Source organism: Shimia biformata (assembly GCF_016888515.1).
In the GTDB taxonomy this organism is placed as follows: Bacteria; Pseudomonadota; Alphaproteobacteria; order Rhodobacterales; family Rhodobacteraceae; genus Shimia_A; species Shimia_A biformata.
On sequence record NZ_JAFEJK010000004.1, the window covers coordinates 72,500 to 96,011 of the forward strand.

Sequence of the window (23,512 nt, forward strand, 5' to 3'; positions counted from 1 at the left end):
TCGGGGCAAACAAAAAAGAAGCCGCTGACTCACTCTGCGCGGTGCAGAGGGTCGAGCGGCTTTGCTCAGCGTCCCACGTCATTGGGAGGGTCGGTTGCGAGACGCCATTGCCTCGGCTTGTTGGTATTAGGCACCTGGTGTGGCTGTCGGGCAAGTCGTGTGAGGGGAATTTGCTGCATTGCCGCATGATCTCGCTGCAACTGCACAAAAAAGCATCACTTGCCTAGGGATGGGTCGAAAATCTGACCATCAAAGAACTGGTCGGGCCCCAGAATCAGTGTGCCCGACTCGGATGCCACCGGCGTTTCGACACTCAGCGCGCCTTCCAGTTTCTCTGACGCGCCGGGCATGTCGGCCCCCGCGGGGCCAAGGTGCAGGCGGTAAAGGTCCGAGCGGAAGACATCTGCCGCCTTGCTTGCGGCCTCATGTGGGTTCAACCCATAGCGCGCAGCCAGCTGGCGGCCGATCCACGCCGCCTGTGATTTCCACGGGAAAGTCGCGGCACCATCGAAAAAGGTAATCATGTTCTCAACCCGCCGCGCCGGACCATCGGGTGCGATCACCATGCGGCCGGTCAGCGATCGTTCGATCAGACCCGAGGGCAGACCCAGGTATTCTGGCCGGGCAAGAATATCAGCGGCTGGCCCCAGCTTGTCAGTATCGCCAAGCCATCGCCCCGCCTTCCAGACCGCGCGCATCAGCCGTCCGGTCAGGTCAGGTTGCGCCTCGACCCAGTCATGGCGGGCGGCCAGCACTTTTTCCGGGGCGAAGGCCCAGATCGCACGACCCGGCAGCAGCAATGCACCCAGCCCGGCGTCCACAATGGTCGAGCCCCAGGGTTCACCTACACAGAAGGCGTTGATCTCGCCCTTTTTGATCGCTTCGGCCATCAGCGGCGGAGGAACGGTGTGAACGGTCAGCTGCGCCGCGTTTGGGCCGGTGCCCAGCCAGCGGTGCAGCAATTCGGTATGCATCGAGAAAGGGAAGGGGACACCGATCCGCAGGTCCAGTCCCGAAGCGGCCAGTGCGTCGCCAACAGCCTCGGGCGTGGCAAAGTCCGGCGTGAATCCCGTGGCAATCATCGCGTCGGCCAATGCCTCTGTGACGCCAAAGACGTTGCCATTGACCGAAAGAACCGACAGCGCGTCGATCCGGTCGCCGATGCCGCCCAGCCCCAGCGCCATGGCCACTGGCACGGGCGACAGCATATGTGCCGCTTCAATCTGCCCAAGCGTGAGCTTGTCGCGCAGGGTCGACCAGCTGGGCGAAGGTTCCAGCGCCAGCCGGATGCCTTCCTCTTCGGTAAAACCCATTTCATGCGCGACAATCAAGGGTGCGGCATCGACCAGCGGGATGAACCCGGCAGAGATCACCGGCCGCGTCATGACAGCAACTCTGACGCGGTGACCAGCGCCTGCGCGACATCGGCCAGTTTCTTGCCCTGATCCATCGCCGCCTTGCGCAGCAGCGCATAGGCTTCGTCCTCGCCAATGCCGCGGGCGCGCATCAGGATGCCCTTGGCGCGGTCGATGATCTTGCGTTCCTCCAGTGCGCGCCTTGTGGTTTCCAGTTCCGAGCGCATGCGCTGAAACACATGGAACCGCGCGATGGCCGCATCCAGCACCGGCTTGACCCGATCCGGGCGCAACCCGTCCACCACATAGGCCGATACACCCGCCTCGATTGCCGCTCGCATCAGGCGATCATCGCTTTTGTCGACGAACATCGCCACAGGGCGGTCCAAGGGCCCCGAAGCCAGTGTTAATTCCTCAAGCACGTCGCGCGACGGGTTGGCGAGGTCGACCAGAACCACATCCGGGTTCAACTCCGCGATCGAGCGCGCCAGCCCGCTTTCACCCGTCAGCACATGCACGTCATGTTGGCCAGAGTCCGTCAACGAGGCGCGGATTGCGTCGGCGCGCGCCGTGTCTTCTTCGACAAGGATGATGGTCAGGCGGTCGGGCACAACTGGCTCAGGGTGGCTGGTTCACCACGTCGATAGTCACTGGTTTGCCGTGGCTCCAGAAACAGAGCGGTTCAGGTGAATCTGATTGCTGCGGTGCAGCGCTATTGATGAAAAACTGTGCGAACTGCCTATGGTTTGATCGTTTTTGGAGTCAGTCCTCGGCTTCATCCATCAGCGACCGCACCCAGCGGCCAGCAAGCCACGTGGCGGGAACGCCAAGCGGGATCGACCAGACCAACGCGGTGACCGGCGTGATTTCGGGCCAGCCGATGGCATGGCTGATGAGACCCAGAAGGAACAGGTTGATTGCCACTGTCGCGGCGGTGAAAGGATAAAGCATCAGCGCCAGTTTCCAGACCGGCCAGCGTCCGTCCGAATTGCTCATCGAGATTGCTCCGCTTGTGTCGCTCATGCCGCGTTCCTTTGGTGCAGGGTATCCCGCAGCGATGCCGCGATCAGTTCCGGGACGGATGGGTGGTGGCCGATGACCGGCATCAAGTGCCCCATGAAGCCTGCGCTTTCCAAGGCGGACGGGATGTCATCCTGTACGTGGTCGCCGTCGCAGGCGAACAGCGGCAGGCACAAGGCCGTGCGGCCCATGTCGGTCGCGGCTTCGGCAATCGAAGGCGCCTGTTCAACAAACCCGACGTCGATCGAATGGCATTCGATAATCGCGGCAAGCTGGTCGCGGAAGCGATAGGCGGCTTCGGCGGCCTTGTCGCTGCGCCCTGACCCGTGGGCTGCCAGCACGACGCGCACCTCGCCTATTGGCCAGTTCCGCCGCATCGCCTCGGCCATGATCGCCTGTGCGCCAAGGTCAGGTAGGGCCGGATCAAGCCCAAGGGGATCGGTCAACACAAGGTCGCGCGTCCCCAATCGCGCCCGAAGCGCATGGGACACGAACCAGCCCTTGGACATGAACAGGGGATAGATGGTGGCGCCGTCTGGCAAGTCCGCAAGCGCGGCTTCAAGCGCGCCCGGCGCGGCCATCGTCGCCGAGCGGATGGTCCAGCCCGGCACCCGTTCTTGCACCTCGACCGCCAGCCGCGCCAGTGCCTGTTCCGGCGGGCCGGGGCGCGAGGGTTGGCCATGCGCCACGATCAGCGCGGAACGGGGGCCGGGATCAGTGGCTTGTGCCTTCGGAAAAGGTGATCTTGTTCCAGACATTGTACTTCCCTGACGGTTTTCGCATCGGAAGGCGCCGCACCTCTTCGAAAGTGAGCGCATCATAGACGATTACGGCGCCGTCATCCTCCCAGATTGAAACCAGTGCAAATTTTCCGTCCTTGGTGAATTCGACATGGGCCACGGTCTTGCCCGGCGCGGGGCGCAGCGTCTTGACGATCTCAAGGCTCTGCTTGTCGATCACATGCATCACGTCCTTGTTTTCACCAAAGAAAACGTCGACCCAGACATAAGGCGAGTTTTCATGGCTGCGCATGAAGAAGCCGGGGCCTTCGGTCCTGATCTCTTTGATCGGTTGCCAGGTCGCCATGTCGATCACCGTGACCAAACCTTCCGTGATATGCGGGGTTGCCATGATCGTGGTGTCGCCGCGTTTCCAAGTGATGCCGGACGAGAGGTGCGGCATGCCGGCCAGCGGCAGGTCAGCGATCTTGTGACCAATGACAAGGTCCACCACCTGTCCCGACTTCCCGTCCCGGCTGGCGCCGATCAGGTATTCATAAGACTGGTCGAAGAAGAAATCGTCGATGAAATCTTTGGTCGTGATCCTGCGCACCGGGAAGGGGTCCTTGTTCTTGGCCGGGCCTTCGATCCGCCAGTCGTGGGCAAAGCCATAATGCGGCGGGTTGGAACCATAGAAGACCTCCCAGATCTCGGGTACGTCCTTCAGCGCCAGTACAAAGCTTTCACGCGGCGGCGCCTGGTAGACGGCGGACACCCGGCTGGGAACGCCGCCCTTGCCTTCGACCTCGATCACCTTGGCGACGCTCAGATCGTCGGTTGCGAGGATCGTTAGGGTGTTCGGCAGGTAATTCGCCACCGCCAGCCATTTGCCGTCGCCGCTCATGGCGATGTTGCGGCTGTTAAGCCCCGCGCGCACGCGACCGACCTGTTTCAACGACCAGATGTCGTATTTCTGAACCCAGCCGTCACGAGACATCACGAAGATATAGCGCCCATCGGGGCTGTACTTTGGCCCGCCATGTACGGCAAACGGGGTCTCGAAACGGTCCAGAACTTCAAACGTGTCGCCATTCAGCACGCTGACATGGTGATCGCCGGTTTCCACGACGATGGTGATGTTCATCGGGTCGGCGTCCCAGATGGGCGCATCCGCCGCGACATAATCTTCGTCCAATGTGCGGCTGGCAGTGATCGCGGCTTCGCGCCATTCGGGAATATGATCGGGTTCGGTCTTGAGGAACGCGGCCAGTTCGTCGATGGCGGGCGCGTCCAGAAACGCGCCGAATCCGGGCATCTGGGTTGCCGGACGGCCATCGCGGATCACATCCGTCAGGCTGGCCCCGCGCATCCGTTTCAGCGTGGTCGGCGTCAGGGCCGGACCAATTGCGCCGATCCGCTCGGCGCCGTGGCACTCGGCACAATATTCGGCATAGTCGGCTTTTGGGTCCGCTGTCGCCACGCCCGCCAGCAGCAGGCCGACGGCCGCCAGCTTCATCTTTGTCCAAATACTCCCGCCGGAGGCGTCTGCCCGTGACATGGGTGTATTCCTTTCAGTAAAAGACGTGTTCGGGGTCGTGGCGCTTGCCACGGAAAGGGGTGACTGTCAGCCGTTCGCCGTCCGCCGTCACGCCGATCTCTTCGTCGCTGAGGTAGCAGGCCGGGTCTTCGGCCCATGGGTCACCGGTCAGTTGCAAGGCGCGGATGCGGGTGTTGCCGCCACAGACATCCTTCAGCGCACAGGCCCCGCAACGCCCTTTCAGCGGGCGCGGTCGGGTGCGCAACATTGCCAGCATCTTGTCGTCGCCGGTCCAAAGCTCAGAAAACGTCGACGTTTTGACGTTCCCGACAGTGTAGTCGGACCAATAGGTGTCCGGGTGAACCTTGCCGAGGAAGTCGATATTGGCGACCCCCAGCCCGGATGAGTTACCGCCCCATTGGACCAGATGCTCGCGCATATTGGCGACGGTGGCCTCGTCGAACCGCTCTGTCGCCCAACGCAGGAAATACCCCGCGTCGGCGTCATTGTTGCCGGTCACGATATCCAGATAGCGCCCGCCCGAGACGGATTCCCACGCGCGTTCCAGCAGCAGGTCCATGCCGCGCCGCGTGGGCAGGTGTTCAGCGTCCTCGCCGCGGTTCTTGTCGCCGCGCCCCGCATAGACGAGGTGCGAGAGATAGAATTTGTCCACCCCCTCGTCATCGCACAGCTTCAACAGGTCTGGCAGGTGGTGTTGCGTGCCTTCGGTCAGGCAAAAGCGCAGGCCTACCTTGACACCGCGTTTCTTCAATTCGCGCACACCGCGCACGGCATCATCAAAGGCGCCGTCGACGCCCCGGAACCAGTCATTCGTGGCCCCGATACCGTCGATCGAAATGCCGACATAGTTAAAGCCGATCTCGGCCACGCGGTCGGCGGTTTCACCGTGGATCTTGGTGCCGTTGGTTGAAAGCGCCAGCACGCGCACCAGTTTCCGCGCCCGCTGTGCCAGTTCAAAGATGTCGAACCGGTCCAGTGGCTCGCCGCCTGACAGGATCAGGGCCGGCACCTTGAATTCGCCGAGGTCTTCCAGCGTCGCCATCGCCTGTTCATGGGTCAGTTCGCCGGGAAAATTCACATCCGCCGAAACGGTATAGCAATGGCGGCATTTCAGGTTGCAGCGGCGGGTCAGGTTCCAGATCACCACAGGTTTCACCGGGCCGGGGCGACGGGGACGCACCGGTTTCGGGTCCACCAGTTGCTGCATGTATTCAGTCAGTCGGAACATCGCGCTTATCCCTTCCGACGAAGCCGCAGCCCCGTCTTTTTCAGTATCCGCGTGGAATAGAGAATGTCGCTTTGGACACATGCCTCGCCAAGGATCGCGGCGATCTGCGCGCGTTTCTCTTCCACCTCGTCATTGGTTTCACCATGCACCATGGCAAACAGGTTGTAGGGCCAGTCGGGTCGCGCCCGCGGCCGTTCGTAGCAATGGGTCACGAAGGGCAGGGCACCAATCTGCGCGCCCAGTTCCGTGATCTGGTCATCGGCCACGTCCCAGACGGTCATGCCATTGGCGGTCATGCCCAGCTTGTAGTGATTGGCAGCGGCAGCCACACGGCGGATCACGCCGCTTTGCTTCATCGCCGAAATGCGGTCGATCAGGTCGGCCTCGGCGATCCCAAGTTCACCCGCAACCGTAGCATAGGGAGCGGGCACAAGCGGAAGCCCGCCTTGCAGGGCGGTGATGATCTGTCTGTCAGTGTCGTCAATCGTGCTCATGCCGCAACCTTGAAGCCGATAAAGAACTCTTGCAGTTTCGGAAACCGATGCACGGTTATGCCGGTTTCCGTCTCGATTGCATCGGCTGTAGCGGTGATCCCCTCGGGCGTTTCGGTTGCCAGAACGAACCACATGTTCAGCCGGTGCGTGCGCTCATAATTATGTGCGACTTCTGCATGTTCATTGACTTTGGTCAGGACGGATTCGAATTCGCCTGCCGGAACCGCCATGGCGCAAAGGCAGAAATCACCGCCCATGGCGGCAGCGTCGAAGAAAGGGCCGAAACGGGTGATGATGCGGTCCGCTTTCATCCGCTCGATCCGCGCCAGAAGGTCGGCCTCGGTGAGGTCCAGTTCGGCGGCGAGATCGGCGAAGGGATGAGGGGTCAACGGGATGTCATCCTGAACCCGGTTAAGGATCGCCCGGTCGGTTGCGTCAAGCATCATGCCGCCACCTCTTTCCGGTCCGAAATCAATGCGCCGGTCTGTTTGAAACACCGGGTCGAGAACAGGACCTTGTGGCGCGCCCCTTGCGTTTCGGGAAGGGCCAGTGCGCGGTCCAGCACTTCAAGGGCCTCGGACCGGCTGCGGGCATGGATCATGTTGTAGAGTCGATAGGGCCAGATACCTGCCACGGGGCGGCGTTCGTAGCACAGGGTCACCCCGTCCAGCGCGGCAAGGGCCGGGCCAGCGGCAGACACCTGATCGACAGGCATGTCCCAGACCACCATCGCGTTGGCGGACCACCCAAGCGCCCGATGGCGCACGATCACCCCAAGGCGGCTTATGATGCCGGCGTCCGACAGCGCCGAGATGCGCTGGAGAATGTCGGCCTCGCTGCGGTTCAGACCGGCCCCCAGCGCGGCGAAGGGCGCGGCGCAGATGGTCATTCCCTGTGTCAGGCTTTGCAGGATCTCACGGTCGCCATCGCGCAGCACGTTCACGTCGATATCGCCACGCGGCGCAGGCACTTCGCGGCTGCCGCCTGTCATGCGGAAGCCCAAATCGACGTTGAAGGGGCACACCAGCCGCAGATCCAGCACCTGCAACTCGGTGCGCGCCTCGATCCGGGCCAAGGTCGCGTCGACATGGGCGCGGTCGGGCCCGGTGGCGACGAACCACAGGTTCCAGCGGTCCTCGCGATGGTAATTGTGGTTGACGCCGGGTTCTGCGCCGATCATCGCGGCAACCTCGTCCAGGCGTTCGGGCGGGGCGGCGACAGCGGCCAGGGTCGAGGCCGAAACCGCATTGGGCGCGCAGGTCGCGCCGACGCGGGTGACGCGGCCAGCGTTCTTCATCCGGGTCAGCCGCGCAATGACCTCTTCCTCAGTCAGGTCCAGCGTGTCTGCCAGAACAGCGAATGGGCGCGGGGTGATCGGAAACCCGCGTTGCCAGTCATCCAGAAGGCGGCGGTCGATGGGGTCGGAGATAATTTTCATTCCTCAAAGCCCCGTCCGATGTGCGCGCGCGGTGAAGAAGATGCCCGACGGGCTGTCGGCTTCGATCTCGTGCAGTTTCTCGAAGGTATGGGTGTCATAAATCATGACCTTCCCGGCGTCGCGGACGCTGATCCAGACTTCGTGGCCGCGCGGGGTGAACTCCATGTGCAGCACGGCCGGACCCGGTTTGAATTCATGGATGATCTCTTTCGTGACCGTGTCCACGACCTGGATCGTGTCGTTCAGCGGGTGCGCGAAATTTACCCAGACCTGACGTCCATCGGGCCGCGCCATGGCAAAGACGGGCTGACCATAGGTCTTGGTGCGCCCGGTTTCCGTGAGTGATTTGGCGTCGACCCAGAGGATCTCGTGATGTCCAACGGCGGGAAGGACAAATTCGTCACCAGTATGCGCCCAGCCTTCGAGGTGGGGCATCTTGTAGACCGGCATTTCCTGTTGGCCGCGCCCGTATCCCGGTAGGACGCGGATTGGTTCGGGATTGTCGGACCACAGGTCCAGCGCGGTCAACCCGTCCTCTCCGAACAGGCCGGTGATGTAAGTGCGGCCATTGGCGGTGATCAGCGCGTCATAGGGGTTTTCGCCCATGTCCTTGATCTTGGTGATCTTGGGGTCATCGCCGGACAGGTCGGCTATCCAGGTCTCGCCCGTGTCCCACATGGTAAAGACGAAACGGCGTCCCGGCGCGTCGACAAGGCCGATGGTCTTGCTGTCTGTGGGGATGTCCAGCACCATTTCCAGCGTGACGGAATCGAAGATCCGCACGCCGCCGGGTTCGTAATTCGAAACAGCGACCAGTGTGCCATCATCCGAGATCGCACCGCCGATGGCATTGCCGGCTTGCACGACACGGTTCGCGATCTCGCGCTTGACGATATCGACCTTGGTCAGCCCTCCGTCGCGGCCAAACACATAGGCAAATCGTTCGTCGGGCGAATAGACCAGCGAGGCATGGGACAGGTCGCCCAGCCCTTCGATCCGCGCCAATGCGGCGCGGTCGGACTGATCGACCAGCAGAACCGAGCCGATGGCGCGTTCAATGACAAGACCAAGATCGCCGGTGGCCGTTGGTTCAGCCATTGAACCAACCGGGGTCAGGGTGGCGGCGGTCAGGAAAACTGAGGTGAGAAGGCCGTGGGTGAGGGCTTTCATGGGTTCATTCCCCTTTGAGTAGGTAATCGGCGATCCAGATGGCCTCTTCTTCGGTGATCAGGGGTCTCCATGGGGGCATGGCGGTGCCCTCGATGCCGTCGAGGATGACGCCTGTCAGGACGTCGGGGTCATAGTGTTCGATGGTTTGCGGACGGATGTCCGGGCCCAGCCCGCCCTTCAGCGTCAGACCGTGGCACGAGCCACAATCCTGATGGACAAGCCGTTTCAGTTCCACGAGGTCCGGGGCGTCGTTGGCGAGGGCAGGGGTGGCGATCAGCATGGCCATGAGAACGGAGGGCAGCGACCGGCCGCGGGGGGGCGTGAAACGCCCGCCTGGGGGGGCGGTCGGGCGCTGCCCGGCGGTGCCGGGCGTATTTTTTCTCCGGTTAACCATTGGCCTGCACCTGAACCAGCTCTCGCGCAAGGTCCGCGTCCGGCATCTGCGCATAAAGCGTGACGACCCGGCCGATGATGAACAGGGTCGGGGCTTTCAACCCGGCGTTGCGCACGTCCCCTGCCAATTTGTCGAGCCGCGATACCATTCGGGTCTCATCCGGCGTTGTGGCGCGGCCAACGGCCATCACCGGGGTCGATCCCGGCAGGCCTTCGGTCATCAGGCCAACGGCAATCTGACCGATATTGGCGACCCCCATATAGACAACCAGGGTCGTGTTCGGGTCCGCCAGCCGTTTCCAGTCAAGGTCCAGAGCCTTGTCCGCCTGGCGGTGGCCGGTCACGTATTGAACACCTGTTGCAAGCCCGCGATGGGTAAGCGGTACGCCGGTGGCGCTGCTGGCGCCCTGTGCGGCGGTGATGCCGGGGGCGTATTCGACCTCGATCCCGCGTTCGATCAGGTAAGCGGCCTCTTCCGAACCGCGGCCAAAGATCATCGGGTCGCCGCCCTTCAATCGGGCAACACGGCGGCCCAGACGGGCCTGTTCGACCAGAATGTCGTTGATCCGATCTTGAGTAACGGGATGGCATTTGGGCGCTTTGCCGACAGGGATCAGCGCGATCCCGTCCGGCACCAGCGCCATGATCTCGGGGCTGACCAACCGGTCATAGACCACGACATCCGCCTCGCGGATCAGGCGCAGCGCGCGCAGGGTCAACAGTTCGGGATCGCCGGGACCTGCACCAATGAGAAAGACCTTGCCGCTCATCTGAGACCTCGCGTTTCTGGTGTATTGGGTGACCTGGGTGAGGGCGCGCCCGCCAGCCTGTTCCCACCCGACACGAATCGGGGGACGCAAATCAGGGGCAGAACTGGCGGTCGCGTGCGTTTCATGCAGCCAAGATGGCGGTTTTGCCGGGGCCTCTCCTTGACAAAAGGCAAGGCCCGCGCGGTTGCACGGGCCTTCGGCGGAAGCGAATTGTCGCGGGGGTGAATTCGGCCCTATTCGGGTGTCACCGTGACCATGCCGATCATGTTCTGTGTTTCCCAATGTGGTCCGCACAGATAGTCCTGCGGACCCGGTTCGAGAAAGGTGAACTCGATCACCTCTTCCGGGAAGGCGCGGTCGGATTCGGGCTGGCCCGAATCCTTGACCAGCACCGAATGCGAGGTTCGTTTGTCCACGTTCACCCAGCGCACTGTCGTGCCCACTGGAACGGAAATCTGGGCGGGACAGAAATTGTAGTCATACATCAGGACCACAGTCGCGCCAGAAACCTCGGACGACGGCGCGCCGAAAATCTTTTGATAGCGTTCTTCCGCCTCGGCACAGATCGCGGCGGTGTCGTCGTCACCGGCAAAGGCGGCAGGCGCAAAGGCAAAAGACGCAAAAACCGCGACAAGCGCGGCGCGGGTCAGGGGATGGGTTTGAAACATTTGATATCCTCCTGCATGAGAAACGTGGCGGCCGGATGACCCGGCCGCCACTGGGGGTTTATTGCCCGACGACGTTGATGTTGACGCTGTCGTCATCCAGAGCAAGCGACGTGTTCAGCGTCACGTGATGGAAGCGGGCATCGGCATAGTCGTCGTGGATCGCAAAGCCGACCGTATAGGTCTTGCCCGGCTCCAGCGCGATGTCGCCTGCCGCACCCGTGTTCAGCGGGCGGGTGAAGACAACGGTCCAGGTGCCGGCGGCATCCATCGCAGCTGAGGCCGCGATCTGGCCTTCGTTCTGCACACGACGCTCCAGCAGGTAGCCGTTGGTCGCCGAACCATCCGCGTAGACGCGCATCAGGTCCATGAATGTGCCATCCTTGAGATATTGCTCGATCTCTTCTGCGGATTTCACCTTGTCCCAGCCACCTTGCGGTGCCCGACGGCCCTTGATCTCGATATCCGTGCGGCTTTCGCTCAGGTATTTCGAGACGAATTCCTTGGCCTGGATCTGCTCAGCGACTGAACCGCTGGCGGCGATGTCGTCGGCAGAGGGCGCTGCGGGCATATAGGCATTGTCAGCGTGGCACGTGGCCCAGCAACCCGCCTGTTCACCCAGCTCGATACCGGTGCCGGTGATCATCATGGCGACCTTGATCTGGTTCTCGGGGTCCATCTTGCCGCCATCGACGAAGGGCACGGGGGTGTGGCCCGCGTCGTCCCATTGCAGGCGGAAATAGACATTCTCGCCGTCATGGGCCGCCTGGATCGTGGCGGGAATGGTGCCGCGCTTGCCGGGGATCGGCATCGCTTCGGATTCCTCAGTGCCCTTGACCAGCTTGTTGCCGATGGTCTCAAGCTCTTTGGCGTGGCAGGTCGAGCATTGGTCGCCACCCTTTGTCAGGGGACGCGCGCCGCCGTGCTGCTTGCCGTTCTGGACAAACTCGAACGAGACCTGGCCCGGGTAGAACAGTGTCAGGTTGGACGCAGCGACATTGTCCCAGTTGATGTTGGGCGCCACGTCCGCGCCACCGGCGGCCGAGGCTTCCTTGGCCGTGCCTGCCGCAATTGCGCGTTCTTCCTCGCGCGCGGCTTCGACGGCTGCGGCGATCTTGGCGGCGATGGCCTCTTTCTCGGCCTTGGCTGCGGCTGCGGCGGCTTCTGCCTCGGCTGCTTCCTTGGCTTCGATGCGGGCCAGCGAGTCGATGTATTCCTGCGGGATCTCGCGCTTGAATTTCGGGTTCGGCGCTTCCAGCTTGGCCAGGTATTCCTCTTCTGCTTCCTCACGCGCGCTCGAGTGGGCAATCCCCTTGTGGCAGTCGATACAGGTCTGGCCGACCTCCATCGCGTTCAGGTGCTGCTGACGGGCGCGGGGTTTCTGGAACTCGGGCATCATCGACTCAAAGTCGTGACAGTTGCGGCATTCGCGGCTGTCGGTCTTTTTCATCCGCTCCCATTCATTCATCGCCAGATGCAGGCGCTTGGCTTCGAACTTTTCGCGGGTGTTGATGGTGCCCATCATCTTACCCCACAGTTCTTTCGAGGCTTTCACCTTGCGGATCATCTTGTGGGTCCAGTCCTTGGGCACGTGGCAGTCGGAACAGACCGCGCCCACACCCGAACGGTTCACGTCGTGGATCGTGCCCTTGTATTCGGCATAGACGTTGTCCTCCATCTCGTGGCACGAGATGCAGAAGGGCATGGTGTTGGTGGCTTCCATGGCGGTGTTGAAACCACCCCAGAAAACGATGCCGGCAATGAAAGCAGCGGCAATTCCGGCAAGGGGCATTCCAAGGATGAAATACCTCCGCCAAATAGGTTTCTTTTCTTCCGGTTGGCTGGGTTGTGTCATGTCCAGGCTCCGTTTGGCTTTCTTGTTCTGGTCCGGTTAGGTCGGACCGATTGGCTGTTTCTTGGATCGCAAGGGGCGGGGGGCGGCCAGGCGTACTTGGTCGGGCGTACTGGGTGCCTGGGCGGTGTGTTGGGGGATGCCCCCCGGCTGTCACGATCCCGTCTGCGAATGTGAGAAAGGGCGGGCGCGAGGCCCGCCCTTTCGGTTCACCTATCCGGTCACGATCAGGTGACGTGGTTCGAACGGTTGTAGACGTTGAACTTACCGGTCGGGGCATAGAGACCCTTCACGCGCGCTTTCTCTTCCAGCGTCTTGGCGTCGAAGATCACGATCTCGCCGTTCGGCTCTTTCGAAGTCGACAGGTTCCACTTGGAGACCCAGACCTCGGTGCCGTCCTGGTTGAACTCGAAGTGGACCGCGGCAGAGCCTTCTTCCTCGGTGATCTGGATCGTTTTCACGATCTCTCCGGTCTCTTTCGAGATGACCTGCACCGACTGCTGAACTTCAGGCTCGGGGTGCTTGGTCTGGTCAGCCCAGTAGTAGTCCGAGTTCGGGTGGGTCCGGATGAACAGGCCCGCGCCGTCGGTTTCAACCTCATAGCAGGTTTTCCAGGCCTGATCCGGGTGACCCTCGGGGTCGTTGCCCCAGACGGTCACGGTGCCTTCGCCCAGGTGGGTCGTGCCGGCAACCGGGCCACAGTTCGGGTCGTTCCAGTTGGCGCCCGGGCCGGGGTGCGGCAGCGGGGCGGTGTCGATCATCGCTTCAAGCTTGCGCTCTTTGGTGTCGACGACAACCATCTTGTTCGACGCGTTTGCGGCGATCTGGAAGTAGCGGCCGGTCGGATCGAAGAACCCGTCGTGCAGGAACTTGGCCGAGTTGATCTTGTCGATCCGCAGGTTGTCGAGGTCGGAATAGTCGACCTGCCACAGTTGGCCCAATTCTTTCACGGCAACGATCCAGGTCGGCTCGTGCGGGGTGGTGTAGATGGCGGCCACGCGGCTTTCTTCCACATAGTCCCCGTCCACGTTCACGCCGCGGGTCGAAACGACTTTCAGCGGCTCCATGGTCATCGCGTCGACGATCGCGAAGTGCGGCGGCCAGTAGCCCCCACCGATCACGTATTTGCCATCGCCCGAGATGGCCACGTCACGCGCGTCGTAGGCAATCTTGACTTCGGAAACCAGCATCTTGTCCGGCGTCTGCCAGAGGTCGATCTTGGTCATCTTCCCGTCGCGGCCCATGGTGTACCAGAAGCGGCCCGGGTTTTCCGGTTCCGAGATCGAATGGTGTTCGGAGGCCTTGATCACGTGTACGGCGTAGCCGGTCGGGATGTGGGTCAGCACCTCTTTGGTGTCGCCGTCGATCACGGCCACTTTGCCAACGTCACGCTCGATCACGACAAAGAAGTTTTCCCAGTTCCGGCCATGCAGCGGCTCGGTCGGGTAGTCGGCTTCTTCGACATAGATCTTGCGGGTCTCTTTCATCTGGGCAAGCGACATCTCCGGCGGCTTCGGCGGGTCCATCATAATGTAGGTCGCCATGTCCTTGATCTCTTCTTCGGTCATGATGTCCGAGAAGTTGTTCATGCCGCCCTCGGTGCCCCAGGCGATGATTTTCTCAAGCCGTTCCTGGCCCAGTTTCAGCGTACCGCCTTCAGTGACGGTGCCGTCCTTGGCGGTCTTTTTCCAGCTGGGTTCAAGGTTCTTGCCGGTGGCGCCTTTGCGCAGAACGCCGTGGCAACCGGCGCATTGCTCGAAATACAGTTGCTTCGACGCTTCGAATTTCTCCTCGCTTAGGGTCGGGCCCTCGGCGAATGCGGGTGCTGCTACAGTGCCAAGCAGCATCGCGAAGCCGACCCCGAGGGCGCGGCTTGATTTCTTGTAGGTGATTCCAAGTGACATGATCACTCTCCATTTGCTCGGTGAGGCAGGGCGAACCTGCGCCGGGGGCCCGAGTCGAACCTTGACCAAAGTCAACGGAACTCGCGTTTTCGTGATCGGCGGGACAAGGCGCCGCAGGCCGTGGGGCTTGGCGGGGGCCGAACGCCGGTCTTTCGCAGTCGAAATTGATTTTGGTTAAGTCTGACGCTGATCCGCGCCCATAGGGTTTGAGCAAAGCTGCGTTGCAGCGGAATCATTTGACAGGAGCGTGGCATGTTGGCGGGTATCAGGCGGGTTTTCAGCCAGGGGTTCAGGGTCTTCTTTCTTGCTGCCGGGGTTTTTGGTGTCCTGACCGGCGCGATCTGGGCGCTGTGGCTGATGGGGCAGGCTGGCGAAGGCAGTTCCGTCGCCAGCTCTGCAGCCATGACTCCAACCCTTTGGCATGCGCATGAAATGGTCTTCGGCTATGGCGCCGCTGCGCTGGGCGGGTTCTTTTTGACTGCGGTTCCGAACTGGACCGACACCCCATCGGCGCGGTCTGCCTTTCTGGCGGTCGCGGCGCTGGCATGGGCGGCGGGGCGGTTGGTCCTGTGGTATTCGGGCACAATGCCGCTTGGGGCGGTCGCGGCGATTGATCTTCTTTTCGTGCCCATCCTTGGCTCCAAGATCGCCAGCCAGCTGGTGAAGCGTCCCAAGCCGCAGAATGTCATGTTCCTTGGAATCCTTGCTCTTTATTGGGCCGGCAATCTGCGCATGCATCTCGATTGGATGGACCTTCCGGGCGGAGACGCGGGCGCGGGGCTGCGCACCGGACTGTTTGCCCTCTGTGCCATGATCGCCATTCTGGGCGGCCGCATCACGCCCGCCTTCACACGCAACGCAATGAACCGCGCCGGCGCACCTGAAACTGTCTGGCCTGTCTCTGTCGCGAAGATCGAGAAGCCTACGGTTGTTCTGGCGCTGGCCCTGCCGCTGACCGTTCTTTTCGGACTGCCGGCGCCGATTTCCGGCGCCATTGCCGTGGTCTTCGGTGTGCTGCAATTGTTGCGCGTGTCGAAATGGGGATGGCGCTGGGCCTTGCGGCAGCCGATTCTGATCGCGCTGCATCTGGGTATCGTGATGCTGGGACTGGGCATGCTGGCCTGGGGCGCGGCGGCGCTGGGGCTGGGTCAGGAAATCGCGGCGCTGCATCTGTTGGGAATCGGTTGTGTCGGCGGCATGACACTTGCCGTTATGAGCCGCGCCTCACTGGGTCATTCCGGGCGGCCACTGGTGGCGCCAAAACCCGTTGCGCTGGGATACGTACTGATCCCGCTTGCCGCCTTTCTGCGCTGGCTTGGCGCAGAGGCGGGCGAGGGGCTCTATTATCCGATGATGATAGCCGCCAGCCTGACCTGGGCGCTGGTTTTTGCCCTGTTTCTAGTCGCGCTCTGGCCTGCACTGACGGGGCCGCGACTCGGGGCACAGGACGGTTGACCCCCCGGAAATCCATCTGTTCCATGAAAAAGAGCGTCCCAAACGGGCGCTCTTTTTCGGTGCTAACCCCCAGATATTGCGAGGTTCCCGACAGTTCCCGTCAGAATCTTGACTTTGGTTAAGGAAGGTCGGCGGACCTCCGCCGATAACGACCAGACCATCAACGCGGCGCAAAGGAGAGCGCAATGCGCGAAGTCATGACCAAAAGCATGGCCCGCAATATCTTTTATGGCGGGTCACTGTTCTTCATCATTATCTTCCTGGGACTTTCGTTCCATTCACACCGTTATATCGTGACCACATCGACAAATGTGGAAACGCTGACCGAAAGCGTGGTTGCAGGCAAACACGTTTGGGAAAAGCACGCCTGCATCAACTGCCACTCGCTCCTCGGCGAAGGCGCATACTTTGCGCCCGAAGTCGGCAACGTCATGGAACGTTGGGGCGTCCAGGATGACCCGGAAGGCGCTGTCGAAGCGCTGGCGGCCTGGATGGAGTCGCAACCGACCGGCATCGAAGGCCGCCGTCAGATGCCGCAATTCAACCTGTCCGAAGAAGAGATCCGCGATCTTGCCAATTTCTTCCTGTGGACAGGCACGATTGACACGCAAGGCTGGCCGCCGAACGAAGCCGGTTAAGGAGGGTTACACCCATGAAATACGAAACCCAAAAAATCGCCTTTGTCTACTTTGCGGTAGCCATGGCATTGTTCGCGGTCCAGGTGCTGGGCGGATTGCTCGCCGGCTGGATCTATGTGTCGCCCAACACGCTGTCCGAGGTCCTGCCTTTCAACATCGTGCGGATGCTTCACACCAACTCGCTTGTCGTGTGGCTGATCCTCGGTTTCTTCGGCGCGGCCTACTTCCTGATCCCGGAAGAGGCGGAACGCGAAATCCACTCGCCCACGCTGGCCTATATCCAGCTGGCCATCCTCGTGCTTGGCACGCTGGGTGTTGTGGTGACCTATACGTTCGACCTGTTCCAGGGCAACTGGCTTCTGGGCAAGGAAGGGCGCGAGTTCATCGAACAGCCCAAATGGGTCAAGGCAGGCATCGTCGTTGCGGCGCTGATCTTCCTTTACAACATCACCATGACGGTGCTGAAGGGCAAGAAAACCGCGATCACCAACATCCTGCTTCTGGGTCTTTGGGGTCTGGCGCTTTTGTTCCTGTTCAGCTTCTACAATCCTGGCAACCTGGCACTGGACAAACAGTACTGGTGGTACATCGTTCACCTTTGGGTGGAAGGCGTCTGGGAACTGATCATGGCCTCGATCCTGGCCTACCTGATGCTGAAACTGACCGGTGTTGACCGCGAGATCGTCGAGAAATGGCTTTACGTCATCGTTGCCGCCGCCCTGTTCTCGGGCATCCTCGGTACCGGCCACCACTACTATTGGATCGGCACGCCCGGTTACTGGCAGTGGATCGGCTCGATCTTCTCGTCGCTGGAAGTCATCCCCTTCTTCGCCATGATGGCATTTGCCTTCGTCATGGTCTGGAAAGGACGTCGTGACCACCCGAACAAGGCCGCACTTCTGTGGTCCCTGGGCTGTGCGACACTGGCCTTCTTTGGCGCGGGTGTCTGGGGCTTCCTGCATACGCTGCACGGGGTGAACTACTATACCCACGGCACGCAGATCACCGCGGCCCACGGTCACCTTGCCTTCTTTGGTGCCTATGTCTGCCTGAACATTGCGATCTTCAGCTACGCAATGCCGATCCTGCGCAACCGCGATCCCTATAACCAGGTGCTGAACATGGCTTCGTTCTGGCTGATGACGTCCGGCATGGTCTTCATGACCTTCGTCCTGACCTTCGCCGGCACGGTCCAGACCCACCTGCAACGGGTTCTTGGCGACTACTTCATGGACGTGCAGGACCAGATAGCCATCTTCTACTGGATGCGTTTCGGCGCCGGTGTGGTGGTGATCCTGGGCGTTCTGTTGTTCCTCTACGCCATCTGGGTGCCTCGCAAAGAGGTGATCGAGCCCGGCGCAGCTGACAAAGTCGCAGCGGAGTGAGCAACATGGACGGATCCACTCTCATCACGGAGGGGGCGGCAAATGCCCCCTTCTACCTCGCCCAGGGTGACGAGTGCGAGGTGTTCCAAGCCGCGCATGAAAATGGTCTGCCGGTCCTTCTGAAAGGTCCGACAGGCTGCGGGAAGACCCGGTTTGTGGCTCACATGGCACAAAAGCTGGGTCGCCCCCTCTATACCGTTGCCTGCCATGACGATCTGGCGGCGGCGGACCTGATCGGGCGCTACCTTCTGAAAGGTGGCGAAACGGTCTGGGTTGACGGTCCCCTGACCCGCGCCGTGCGGGAAGGGGCGATCTGCTATCTCGACGAGGTGGTGGAAGCCCGCAAGGACGTGACCGTCGTTCTGCACCCCCTGACGGATGACCGGCGTATCCTGCCGATCGACCGGACGGGGGAAGAGCTTGAGGCAGCACCCGGCTTCATGCTCGTGGCCTCGTATAATCCGGGCTACCAGAACATCCTGAAAACGCTCAAGCCGTCGACGCGGCAGCGTTTCATCTCGGTCGAGTTCGATTTCCCTGCGCCTGAGCTGGAAATCAAGGTCGTTGCCGAGGAAAGCGGGCTGTCCGAAGAACGCGTCAAGCCGCTGGTGCGGCTGGCGAACAAGCTTCGCGGCCTCAAGGGGCAGGACCTAGAAGAGGGGGTCTCGACCCGCCTCGTGGTCTATGCCGCAACCCTGATCGCTCAGGGAATGAATGTCGATCGTGCAATCCGCGCGGCCATGATTGAGCCGCTGACGGATGACGAGGACGTCAAACGCGGGCTCCTCGATCTTGTCACTGCTGTCTTTGGGTGAGGCCAGCCATGGTCAAGATCGACTTTGAGCCATGGGAACCCGAAGAAACCGTCGGGAAACTGTGGCACAACTTTGCCAGCCGCCTGGATGCGCCCGAGGCGCATGAAGGAGCCGGCGTCGACCTCGAAGAGGTCGGCGGGCGGCTGGCAGTCCTTTTCAGGGGGTTGGGGGGCAGCGCGAGCATCGAGCTGCGCCCCGTCTCTGACGAGGTGTCCCATCACCGCCTGAGCTGGCTGCGCCGCTTGGGAACCGAGGTCGAGGCCGTGCCGCGCACCTCGTTCGACGGTGAAATCCTGCGGCTTCCCGCGCGACTGGCAGTGTTCCCGTCCCGCGAAGCCAATGCCGCGCTTTATATCTGGCTGGCGGCGGCTGCCGCCCATGCCCCCGACCGCATCGACGACGCCGATCCACTGCGCGCCGACCTGCGCGCGCTAAAAGCCGCCCATGAGATGGTTGAGCTGACACTTGCCCAGGCCCCTGGACTGAGAGAGCTTTACGCGACGCTCCGTGAGGGGATTCTGCACTATCGCCCCGTGCCGAAACTGCCGCCTGTCGAGGCGCAGATCGAAGCGGTGGTCCGTCATATGTTGGGCGAGGATCTTCCTGCCGAGGCCCAGCCCCTGTGGGAAGCGATGCTCGCGGGCGACGTCGAGGCCCTGTTGGCCCCGCGCAATTATCAACCCTATCGCCCCGTGGCGTTGTGGCCTGAATTGCGGCCCGTGATGTTTTCCGAAGGTCACGAGGTTGAAAACCCCGAGACCGAGGGCGATACCGACCAGAGCGATAGCAAGAAAACCCACCGTGCGCGCCGCCGGAAATCCGATCAGGCCGAGCGCAGCGACAGTTTCATCCTGCACAAGTTCGAGGCGATCCTCAGCTGGACCGAGTTCCTGAACCTGAACCGCCGCGTCGATGATGACGACCCGGAGAACGCCAAGAAAGCCGCCGACGATCAGGATGAAATCGGGCTGGGCCAGATTTCCAAGGCGCCGCCGACCAAGCTGAAGCTGCACCTTGACCTCGCACCCGAGGATGTCGACCGCGAGAAGGCGTCGGGCAAGATCATGTATCCCGAATGGGACGTGCGCACGAACCAGTATCTGCCTGACCACGTCAGCGTCCTGACTTCGGATGCCGAGATCAAAGAAAACGCCGACGCCTATGCGCAGGACCCCGGCGCCAAACGCCGCATCCGCGCAGTGAAACGTCAGTTCGAGGCGCTGCGCCCGGGGCGCGTGATGACCCGCGGGCATCTGGATGGCGACGTGCTGGACATCGAGGCCGCCGTGCGTGCGCAGGTCGACCGCATGGCCAGCGGCGAGGGCAACGAACGGGTCTGGATGCAGTCCCGCCCCGAGGCGCGTGACCTTGCCGTTTCGATCCTCCTCGATGTCAGCCGCTCGACCGAAAGCGCGGTTGGCGGGGGGCGTGCGGTGATTGATGTCGAACGCGAGGCGATCGACGCGCTGGCCTGGGGTTTGAACGCCTGTGGCGACGATTTTGCGATCCACGCGTTTTCGTCGCTCAAGCGGCACCGGGTCTACATCCAGAAGTGCAAGGGATTCGACGAACCGATGGGCAGCCTTGTCGAGGAACGGATCGGCTCATTGCGCCCCGGTTTCTATACCCGCCTTGGGGCCGCGATCCGGCACATGTCGGCGGACCTGTCCGACCAGACCCGCAAGCGTCGATTGTTGTTGGTGATCACTGATGGCAAACCCAATGACCTTGACCATTACGAGGGCCGCCACGGGATCGAGGACACAGCCATGGCCGTGCGGGAAGCACGCCGGGCCGGGCATTCGGTTTTTGGTGTCACCATCGACAAGACCGGCAAAAGCTGGTTCCCGCGCATGTTCGGGCAGGGCGGGTTCGCCGTCATCCCCGAGCCCGAGAAGCTGATCTTCGCCTTGCCGCAGATCTATCGGCAACTGGTCGGCGCATGAGCGAGGCCACCGCGCTGGACGAATTGCCCGGCGAACTTCTGATGTGGGTGCTGATTGTATCCGAGCTTCTGGTGTTCGGCATGGGACTGGCCGCGTTTCTGGGCGTGCGGCTGACCGACCCAGCAGGCTTTGCCGAAGCGCAGGACCATCTTCACCGAACCGGCGCGGCGCTGAACACGATTGTCCTGGTGACAAGCGGCTTCCTTGCGGCGCTGGCGCTGCGCTGGCGCGAGGGTGGAGCCCGCAGGAAGGCACGTCTGGCGCTGGTCGGGGCGGCGGCGCTGGGCGTGGTGTTTCTGGTCATCAAAGGCGCGGAATATGCGGGCAAAGCCGCACAGGGGATCGCGTGGGACACGCATCCCTTCTTTACCTTCTATTACCTTCTGACCGGGTTCCATGCCGCCCACGTGGTCGCTGGCGTGGTGATCCTGATGCTGGTGGCATGGAAGGATGCCGCCAAGAACATCGAGGTCGCCGGAGCCTTCTGGCACATGGTCGACCTGGTCTGGGTGCTGTTGTTCCCGGTGATCTACCTGTTGGCCTGAGTTATGAATGAACCCGTCAAAAACCCCGATCCGCTGCGCCGCGCCTGGCTGACGCTACTGGCGCTGTCGGGGGCCTCGGCTCTTGTCGCGGAATTGGCGGGACAGGGCGTTGACCGCCGCCTGATCGGCACGGCGATTCTGGTGCTGGCCCTGATGAAGTCGCGGGTGATTCTGGCGCGTTACCTGGATCTGGCCGCAGCGCCCAGCTGGTTGCGCGGCTTCACGCTGACCCTGTGGATCTTCGGCGGGCTTCTCTTGGGGCTGTTTCTGGTCGCTGGCGCCTAGACGCGGAAAGCGGCCGCAAGGTTTTCGGGCAGGTCAAACTCGTCCAGCACGCGGGCCCGCGCCTCGGGTGACATCTTGCGCGCGGTCTTTTCAACGATGTCCTGCACCTTCTCCGGCGCGTGCTTGGCCGCGAAAGGCGCGAAATACCACTTGAGAAAGGTGAAACAGATCACGTCCTCAAGCGCCTGCACATCCGTGTCGCGCTTAATGCCTTCCTTGCGCAGCATCCGCCCGACCGTGTCGATGGTGTCGGCATCATAACCGGCCTCTTCCATCATGCCCGTGACGCGCGTCGCGTGGTGGAGCGCAAGGTCGCGCCGCCATTTCAGGTAGCCGACACGCCCCTCGGGATAGTCCGCCCGTTTCAGAACCCAGCGTTCGATATGCTGGCCGCGTGCCGCGATCTGCAAGGCATCGGACGCATCGGGGAACAGCCGCGTCGCCTCGGACGTCATGCGCTGGCCATAAAGCAGTGCCTCGGGCTGGCCCTCGTCCAGTCGCGGGTCCTTTTCATTGGCCGCGTCAATGGCGGCAATCACGGTCTCAAGCTTCGACATCAGTTCTTGTTCCAGGCAATGGCAGGATCGACTTCGGCATAGTCTCGCAGCATGTCGATATCCTTGATTTCAGCGTGGTTCTTCTTGATCAGGACACCGGCCGACTTGAGCCGCCCAAAGGCCCGCGAAAGGCTTTCGGGCTTCATACCCAGACGTCCCGCAATCAGGACCTTGTCGTAGGGCAGCGTGACGGTTGCGGCACCGCTTTCATTGTCGCACAGGTCCAGAAGGAACTCGGCCACGCGCTGGGCACCGGTCTGCGCCTTCAACTGCTCAAGCTGCGCCACAAGCGAATGAAGGTGCGTGAATGTCGAGGCCAGGACCGACACGCTGATCATCGGGTCTTCTTTCATGAGCGAGATCAACGCAGAGGCGGGCAAAAGCGCCAGTTCGCAAGCTGTCACGGCTTCGGCCGAGACCGGATAGTTCACACCGCGCAGCGCCACCGCCTCGCCAAAGCTTTCGCCCCGGGCAAAGACGCTGACCACCGCTTCGGACCCGTTCGGGGCCATGCGGTAGAGTTTGACCCAGCCATCCAGAACGATGTGGATGACCGAGGCCGGTTCGTCCTGGATGAACAGAGATTCGCCCCGCTCATAGTGTTTGAATGTCGAACGGCTGAGCAGGCGTTCGACATGCTGTTCAGGCAAGGAACGCATGAACAGGGACGATCGCGCGACCGCCTTGTGTTTTTCATAAGCCATGCAGGAGTTTTCCCCTTCGGCGCTTCCCCAATTGTGCCGAATCTAACGTGTTTTTCTACCAAAGGCACCCCGGAAATACGGCTTTTCACAGATCGTTCGGACAGATGACATAAGTCAAGGTGCCGACCCTGAGGGGCGCCTAGGTTCTGTCCTGCAAATGCCAGTTCGGACAAAGACCTTGATCCCCAATCGCCATGAAAATCAGCATCTCAGCGACCGCCTGCATGCGGTTGTGCGATTGATTCCGGCGATCGTGGTGATTCTGATTCTGGCAACTCAATCCTTTGCCATGACCCAAATGGGGGGCGGCGACTGGATCGAGATTTGCGGCGAAAACGGTGCCGAGATAGTGCGGATCGACGGTGTTACCCCCGGCGGCGACTCGGGCGCGTGCCCCGATTGCGGCGACTGTCTGTTCTGTGCCGCCGCTGCCGCGTCGATCCTGCCGCAGGAGGTGTCGGTTGCCGCGCCGAAACAGCGCCCGTTGCGATTTCACCTATCGCAGCAGGCCGGCCTCCCGGCCGCGGCGCAATATTGGCGACAGTCACGTGGGCCACCATTGAACAACAAAGAAAATAGGAGGGCGCCGACGTGGTAAGGCGCATCGCAGCAGAAT

At 61.9% G+C, this 23,512-nt stretch carries 25 protein-coding genes; 8 read left to right on the plus strand and 17 right to left on the minus strand.

Annotation, left to right across the window (positions count from 1 at the left end; translation table 11 throughout):
• Positions 1-215: 215 nt before the first annotated feature.
• The 15 genes from JQ863_RS18690 to JQ863_RS18760 form a co-directional block, all read right to left on the minus strand.
• A complete protein-coding gene (locus tag JQ863_RS18690; RefSeq protein WP_204115862.1) occupies positions 216-1,385 on the minus strand; it encodes a CmpA/NrtA family ABC transporter substrate-binding protein in 1,170 nt (389 codons plus the stop codon).
• Positions 1,382-1,966: an ANTAR domain-containing protein gene (locus JQ863_RS18695; RefSeq protein ID WP_204115863.1), complete on the minus strand. Its 585-nt coding sequence runs from the start codon at positions 1,964-1,966 to the stop codon at positions 1,382-1,384. Before JQ863_RS18695 ends, JQ863_RS18690 begins: the two co-directional genes overlap by 4 nt.
• Before the next feature lie 151 nt (positions 1,967-2,117).
• A complete protein-coding gene (locus JQ863_RS18700) occupies positions 2,118-2,378 on the minus strand; it encodes a hypothetical protein (RefSeq protein ID WP_239113610.1) in 261 nt (86 codons plus the stop codon).
• Entirely contained in the window at positions 2,375-3,133 is a 759-nt protein-coding gene (locus JQ863_RS18705; RefSeq protein WP_204115864.1) for a sirohydrochlorin chelatase, read from the minus strand. Before JQ863_RS18705 ends, JQ863_RS18700 begins: the two co-directional genes overlap by 4 nt.
• Entirely contained in the window at positions 3,090-4,610 is a 1,521-nt protein-coding gene (locus JQ863_RS18710; RefSeq protein WP_204115865.1) for a nitrite reductase, read from the minus strand. Before JQ863_RS18710 ends, JQ863_RS18705 begins: the two co-directional genes overlap by 44 nt.
• A 55-nt stretch (positions 4,611-4,665) precedes the next feature.
• The gene (gene nirJ, locus JQ863_RS18715; protein WP_204115866.1) at positions 4,666-5,880 is read right to left on the minus strand and encodes a heme d1 biosynthesis radical SAM protein NirJ; all 1,215 of its coding nucleotides are present in this window, start codon (positions 5,878-5,880) and stop codon (positions 4,666-4,668) included.
• Between the two features lie 5 nt (positions 5,881-5,885).
• Positions 5,886-6,374 (minus strand): siroheme decarboxylase subunit beta, encoded by a 489-nt coding sequence (gene ahbB / locus JQ863_RS18720; protein WP_204115867.1) that lies wholly within the window; start codon positions 6,372-6,374, stop codon positions 5,886-5,888.
• Complete coding sequence (locus JQ863_RS18725; protein WP_204115868.1) at positions 6,371-6,820, minus strand: Lrp/AsnC family transcriptional regulator; 450 nt, start codon at positions 6,818-6,820, stop codon at positions 6,371-6,373. The genes ahbB (JQ863_RS18720) and JQ863_RS18725 overlap by 4 nt, the downstream gene beginning before the upstream one ends.
• Positions 6,817-7,812, minus strand: a complete 996-nt coding sequence (ahbB, locus tag JQ863_RS18730) for a siroheme decarboxylase subunit beta (protein ID WP_204115869.1) — start codon at positions 7,810-7,812, stop codon at positions 6,817-6,819. Before ahbB (JQ863_RS18730) ends, JQ863_RS18725 begins: the two co-directional genes overlap by 4 nt.
• Positions 7,813-7,815: 3 nt before the next feature.
• Positions 7,816-8,910 carry a cytochrome D1 domain-containing protein gene (locus JQ863_RS18735; protein ID WP_239113630.1) on the minus strand — a complete coding sequence of 365 codons (1,095 nt, stop codon included), beginning with the start codon at positions 8,908-8,910 and terminating at the stop codon, positions 7,816-7,818.
• 76 nt (positions 8,911-8,986) lie between these two features.
• Positions 8,987-9,268 carry a c-type cytochrome gene (locus JQ863_RS18740; RefSeq protein WP_204115871.1) on the minus strand — a complete coding sequence of 94 codons (282 nt, stop codon included), beginning with the start codon at positions 9,266-9,268 and terminating at the stop codon, positions 8,987-8,989.
• Between the two features lie 100 nt (positions 9,269-9,368).
• Complete coding sequence (gene cobA, locus JQ863_RS18745) at positions 9,369-10,145, minus strand: uroporphyrinogen-III C-methyltransferase (protein WP_204115872.1); 777 nt, start codon at positions 10,143-10,145, stop codon at positions 9,369-9,371.
• Between the two features lie 233 nt (positions 10,146-10,378).
• Positions 10,379-10,813 carry a plastocyanin/azurin family copper-binding protein gene (locus JQ863_RS18750; RefSeq protein ID WP_204115873.1) on the minus strand — a complete coding sequence of 145 codons (435 nt, stop codon included), beginning with the start codon at positions 10,811-10,813 and terminating at the stop codon, positions 10,379-10,381.
• Between the two features lie 58 nt (positions 10,814-10,871).
• Complete coding sequence (locus JQ863_RS18755; RefSeq protein ID WP_204115874.1) at positions 10,872-12,665, minus strand: NapC/NirT family cytochrome c; 1,794 nt, start codon at positions 12,663-12,665, stop codon at positions 10,872-10,874.
• A gap of 224 nt (positions 12,666-12,889) precedes the next feature.
• Positions 12,890-14,566 carry a cytochrome D1 domain-containing protein gene (locus JQ863_RS18760; RefSeq protein ID WP_204115875.1) on the minus strand — a complete coding sequence of 559 codons (1,677 nt, stop codon included), beginning with the start codon at positions 14,564-14,566 and terminating at the stop codon, positions 12,890-12,892.
• Between the two features lie 252 nt (positions 14,567-14,818).
• Here JQ863_RS18760 and JQ863_RS18765 point away from each other — a divergent pair, with 252 nt between their 5' ends.
• From JQ863_RS18765 to JQ863_RS18795, 7 genes are all read left to right on the plus strand, one after another.
• The gene (locus JQ863_RS18765) at positions 14,819-16,021 is read left to right on the plus strand and encodes an NnrS family protein (protein ID WP_204115876.1); all 1,203 of its coding nucleotides are present in this window, start codon (positions 14,819-14,821) and stop codon (positions 16,019-16,021) included.
• Between the two features lie 185 nt (positions 16,022-16,206).
• A complete protein-coding gene (locus JQ863_RS18770) occupies positions 16,207-16,659 on the plus strand; it encodes a c-type cytochrome (protein WP_204115877.1) in 453 nt (150 codons plus the stop codon).
• Positions 16,660-16,673: 14 nt separating this feature from the next.
• Entirely contained in the window at positions 16,674-18,044 is a 1,371-nt protein-coding gene (locus JQ863_RS18775; protein WP_204115878.1) for a cbb3-type cytochrome c oxidase subunit I, read from the plus strand.
• Between the two features lie 5 nt (positions 18,045-18,049).
• A complete protein-coding gene (locus JQ863_RS18780) occupies positions 18,050-18,859 on the plus strand; it encodes a CbbQ/NirQ/NorQ/GpvN family protein (protein ID WP_204115879.1) in 810 nt (269 codons plus the stop codon).
• An 8-nt stretch (positions 18,860-18,867) separates the two neighbouring features.
• Complete coding sequence (locus JQ863_RS18785; RefSeq protein ID WP_204115880.1) at positions 18,868-20,805, plus strand: nitric oxide reductase activation protein NorD; 1,938 nt, start codon at positions 18,868-18,870, stop codon at positions 20,803-20,805.
• On the plus strand, positions 20,802-21,350 hold the full coding sequence (locus JQ863_RS18790; protein ID WP_204115881.1) for a cytochrome c oxidase subunit 3: 549 nt from the start codon (positions 20,802-20,804) through the stop codon (positions 21,348-21,350). The genes JQ863_RS18785 and JQ863_RS18790 overlap by 4 nt, the downstream gene beginning before the upstream one ends.
• 3 nt (positions 21,351-21,353) lie before the next feature.
• Positions 21,354-21,635: a cytochrome C oxidase subunit IV family protein gene (locus JQ863_RS18795; protein ID WP_204115882.1), complete on the plus strand. Its 282-nt coding sequence runs from the start codon at positions 21,354-21,356 to the stop codon at positions 21,633-21,635.
• Here the strand turns inward: JQ863_RS18795 and JQ863_RS18800 are convergent.
• Both JQ863_RS18800 and JQ863_RS18805 read right to left on the minus strand, forming a co-directional pair.
• Positions 21,632-22,192 (minus strand): DUF4202 domain-containing protein, encoded by a 561-nt coding sequence (locus tag JQ863_RS18800; RefSeq protein WP_420826287.1) that lies wholly within the window; start codon positions 22,190-22,192, stop codon positions 21,632-21,634. The two genes, JQ863_RS18795 and JQ863_RS18800, sit on opposite strands and share 4 nt — an antisense overlap.
• The gene (locus JQ863_RS18805) at positions 22,192-22,896 is read right to left on the minus strand and encodes a Crp/Fnr family transcriptional regulator (RefSeq protein ID WP_204115883.1); all 705 of its coding nucleotides are present in this window, start codon (positions 22,894-22,896) and stop codon (positions 22,192-22,194) included. Before JQ863_RS18805 ends, JQ863_RS18800 begins: the two co-directional genes overlap by 1 nt.
• A 178-nt stretch (positions 22,897-23,074) precedes the next feature.
• Here JQ863_RS18805 and JQ863_RS18810 point away from each other — a divergent pair, with 178 nt between their 5' ends.
• A complete protein-coding gene (locus JQ863_RS18810; RefSeq protein ID WP_204115884.1) occupies positions 23,075-23,494 on the plus strand; it encodes a DUF2946 family protein in 420 nt (139 codons plus the stop codon).
• Positions 23,495-23,512 lie beyond the last annotated feature (18 nt).

Excerpts from the sequence above, each read along its gene's own strand:
- JQ863_RS18800 (WP_420826287.1), bottom strand. The coding sequence starts at position 22,192 with ATGTCGAAGCTTGAGACCGTGATTGCCGCCATTGACGCGGCCAATGAA.
- JQ863_RS18725 (WP_204115868.1), bottom strand. The coding sequence starts at position 6,820 with ATGATGCTTGACGCAACCGACCGGGCGATCCTTAACCGGGTTCAGGAT.
- JQ863_RS18775 (WP_204115878.1), top strand. The coding sequence starts at position 16,674 with ATGAAATACGAAACCCAAAAAATCGCCTTTGTCTACTTTGCGGTAGCC.
- JQ863_RS18780 (WP_204115879.1), top strand. The coding sequence starts at position 18,050 with ATGGACGGATCCACTCTCATCACGGAGGGGGCGGCAAATGCCCCCTTC.
- JQ863_RS18805 (WP_204115883.1), bottom strand. The coding sequence starts at position 22,896 with ATGGCTTATGAAAAACACAAGGCGGTCGCGCGATCGTCCCTGTTCATG.
- JQ863_RS18735 (WP_239113630.1), bottom strand. The coding sequence starts at position 8,910 with ATGGCTGAACCAACGGCCACCGGCGATCTTGGTCTTGTCATTGAACGC.
- JQ863_RS18705 (WP_204115864.1), bottom strand. The coding sequence starts at position 3,133 with ATGTCTGGAACAAGATCACCTTTTCCGAAGGCACAAGCCACTGATCCC.
- JQ863_RS18750 (WP_204115873.1), bottom strand. The coding sequence starts at position 10,813 with ATGTTTCAAACCCATCCCCTGACCCGCGCCGCGCTTGTCGCGGTTTTT.
- JQ863_RS18690 (WP_204115862.1), bottom strand. The coding sequence starts at position 1,385 with ATGACGCGGCCGGTGATCTCTGCCGGGTTCATCCCGCTGGTCGATGCC.
- JQ863_RS18755 (WP_204115874.1), bottom strand. The coding sequence starts at position 12,665 with ATGACACAACCCAGCCAACCGGAAGAAAAGAAACCTATTTGGCGGAGG.
- JQ863_RS18765 (WP_204115876.1), top strand. The coding sequence starts at position 14,819 with ATGTTGGCGGGTATCAGGCGGGTTTTCAGCCAGGGGTTCAGGGTCTTC.
- JQ863_RS18700 (WP_239113610.1), bottom strand. The coding sequence starts at position 2,378 with ATGAGCGACACAAGCGGAGCAATCTCGATGAGCAATTCGGACGGACGC.
- JQ863_RS18710 (WP_204115865.1), bottom strand. The coding sequence starts at position 4,610 with ATGAAGCTGGCGGCCGTCGGCCTGCTGCTGGCGGGCGTGGCGACAGCG.
- cobA (WP_204115872.1), bottom strand. The coding sequence starts at position 10,145 with ATGAGCGGCAAGGTCTTTCTCATTGGTGCAGGTCCCGGCGATCCCGAA.
- JQ863_RS18795 (WP_204115882.1), top strand. The coding sequence starts at position 21,354 with ATGAATGAACCCGTCAAAAACCCCGATCCGCTGCGCCGCGCCTGGCTG.
- JQ863_RS18740 (WP_204115871.1), bottom strand. The coding sequence starts at position 9,268 with ATGGCCATGCTGATCGCCACCCCTGCCCTCGCCAACGACGCCCCGGAC.
- JQ863_RS18790 (WP_204115881.1), top strand. The coding sequence starts at position 20,802 with ATGAGCGAGGCCACCGCGCTGGACGAATTGCCCGGCGAACTTCTGATG.
- JQ863_RS18760 (WP_204115875.1), bottom strand. The coding sequence starts at position 14,566 with ATGTCACTTGGAATCACCTACAAGAAATCAAGCCGCGCCCTCGGGGTC.
- nirJ (WP_204115866.1), bottom strand. The coding sequence starts at position 5,880 with ATGTTCCGACTGACTGAATACATGCAGCAACTGGTGGACCCGAAACCG.
- ahbB (WP_204115869.1), bottom strand. The coding sequence starts at position 7,812 with ATGAAAATTATCTCCGACCCCATCGACCGCCGCCTTCTGGATGACTGG.
- JQ863_RS18770 (WP_204115877.1), top strand. The coding sequence starts at position 16,207 with ATGCGCGAAGTCATGACCAAAAGCATGGCCCGCAATATCTTTTATGGC.
- ahbB (WP_204115867.1), bottom strand. The coding sequence starts at position 6,374 with ATGAGCACGATTGACGACACTGACAGACAGATCATCACCGCCCTGCAA.
- JQ863_RS18785 (WP_204115880.1), top strand. The coding sequence starts at position 18,868 with ATGGTCAAGATCGACTTTGAGCCATGGGAACCCGAAGAAACCGTCGGG.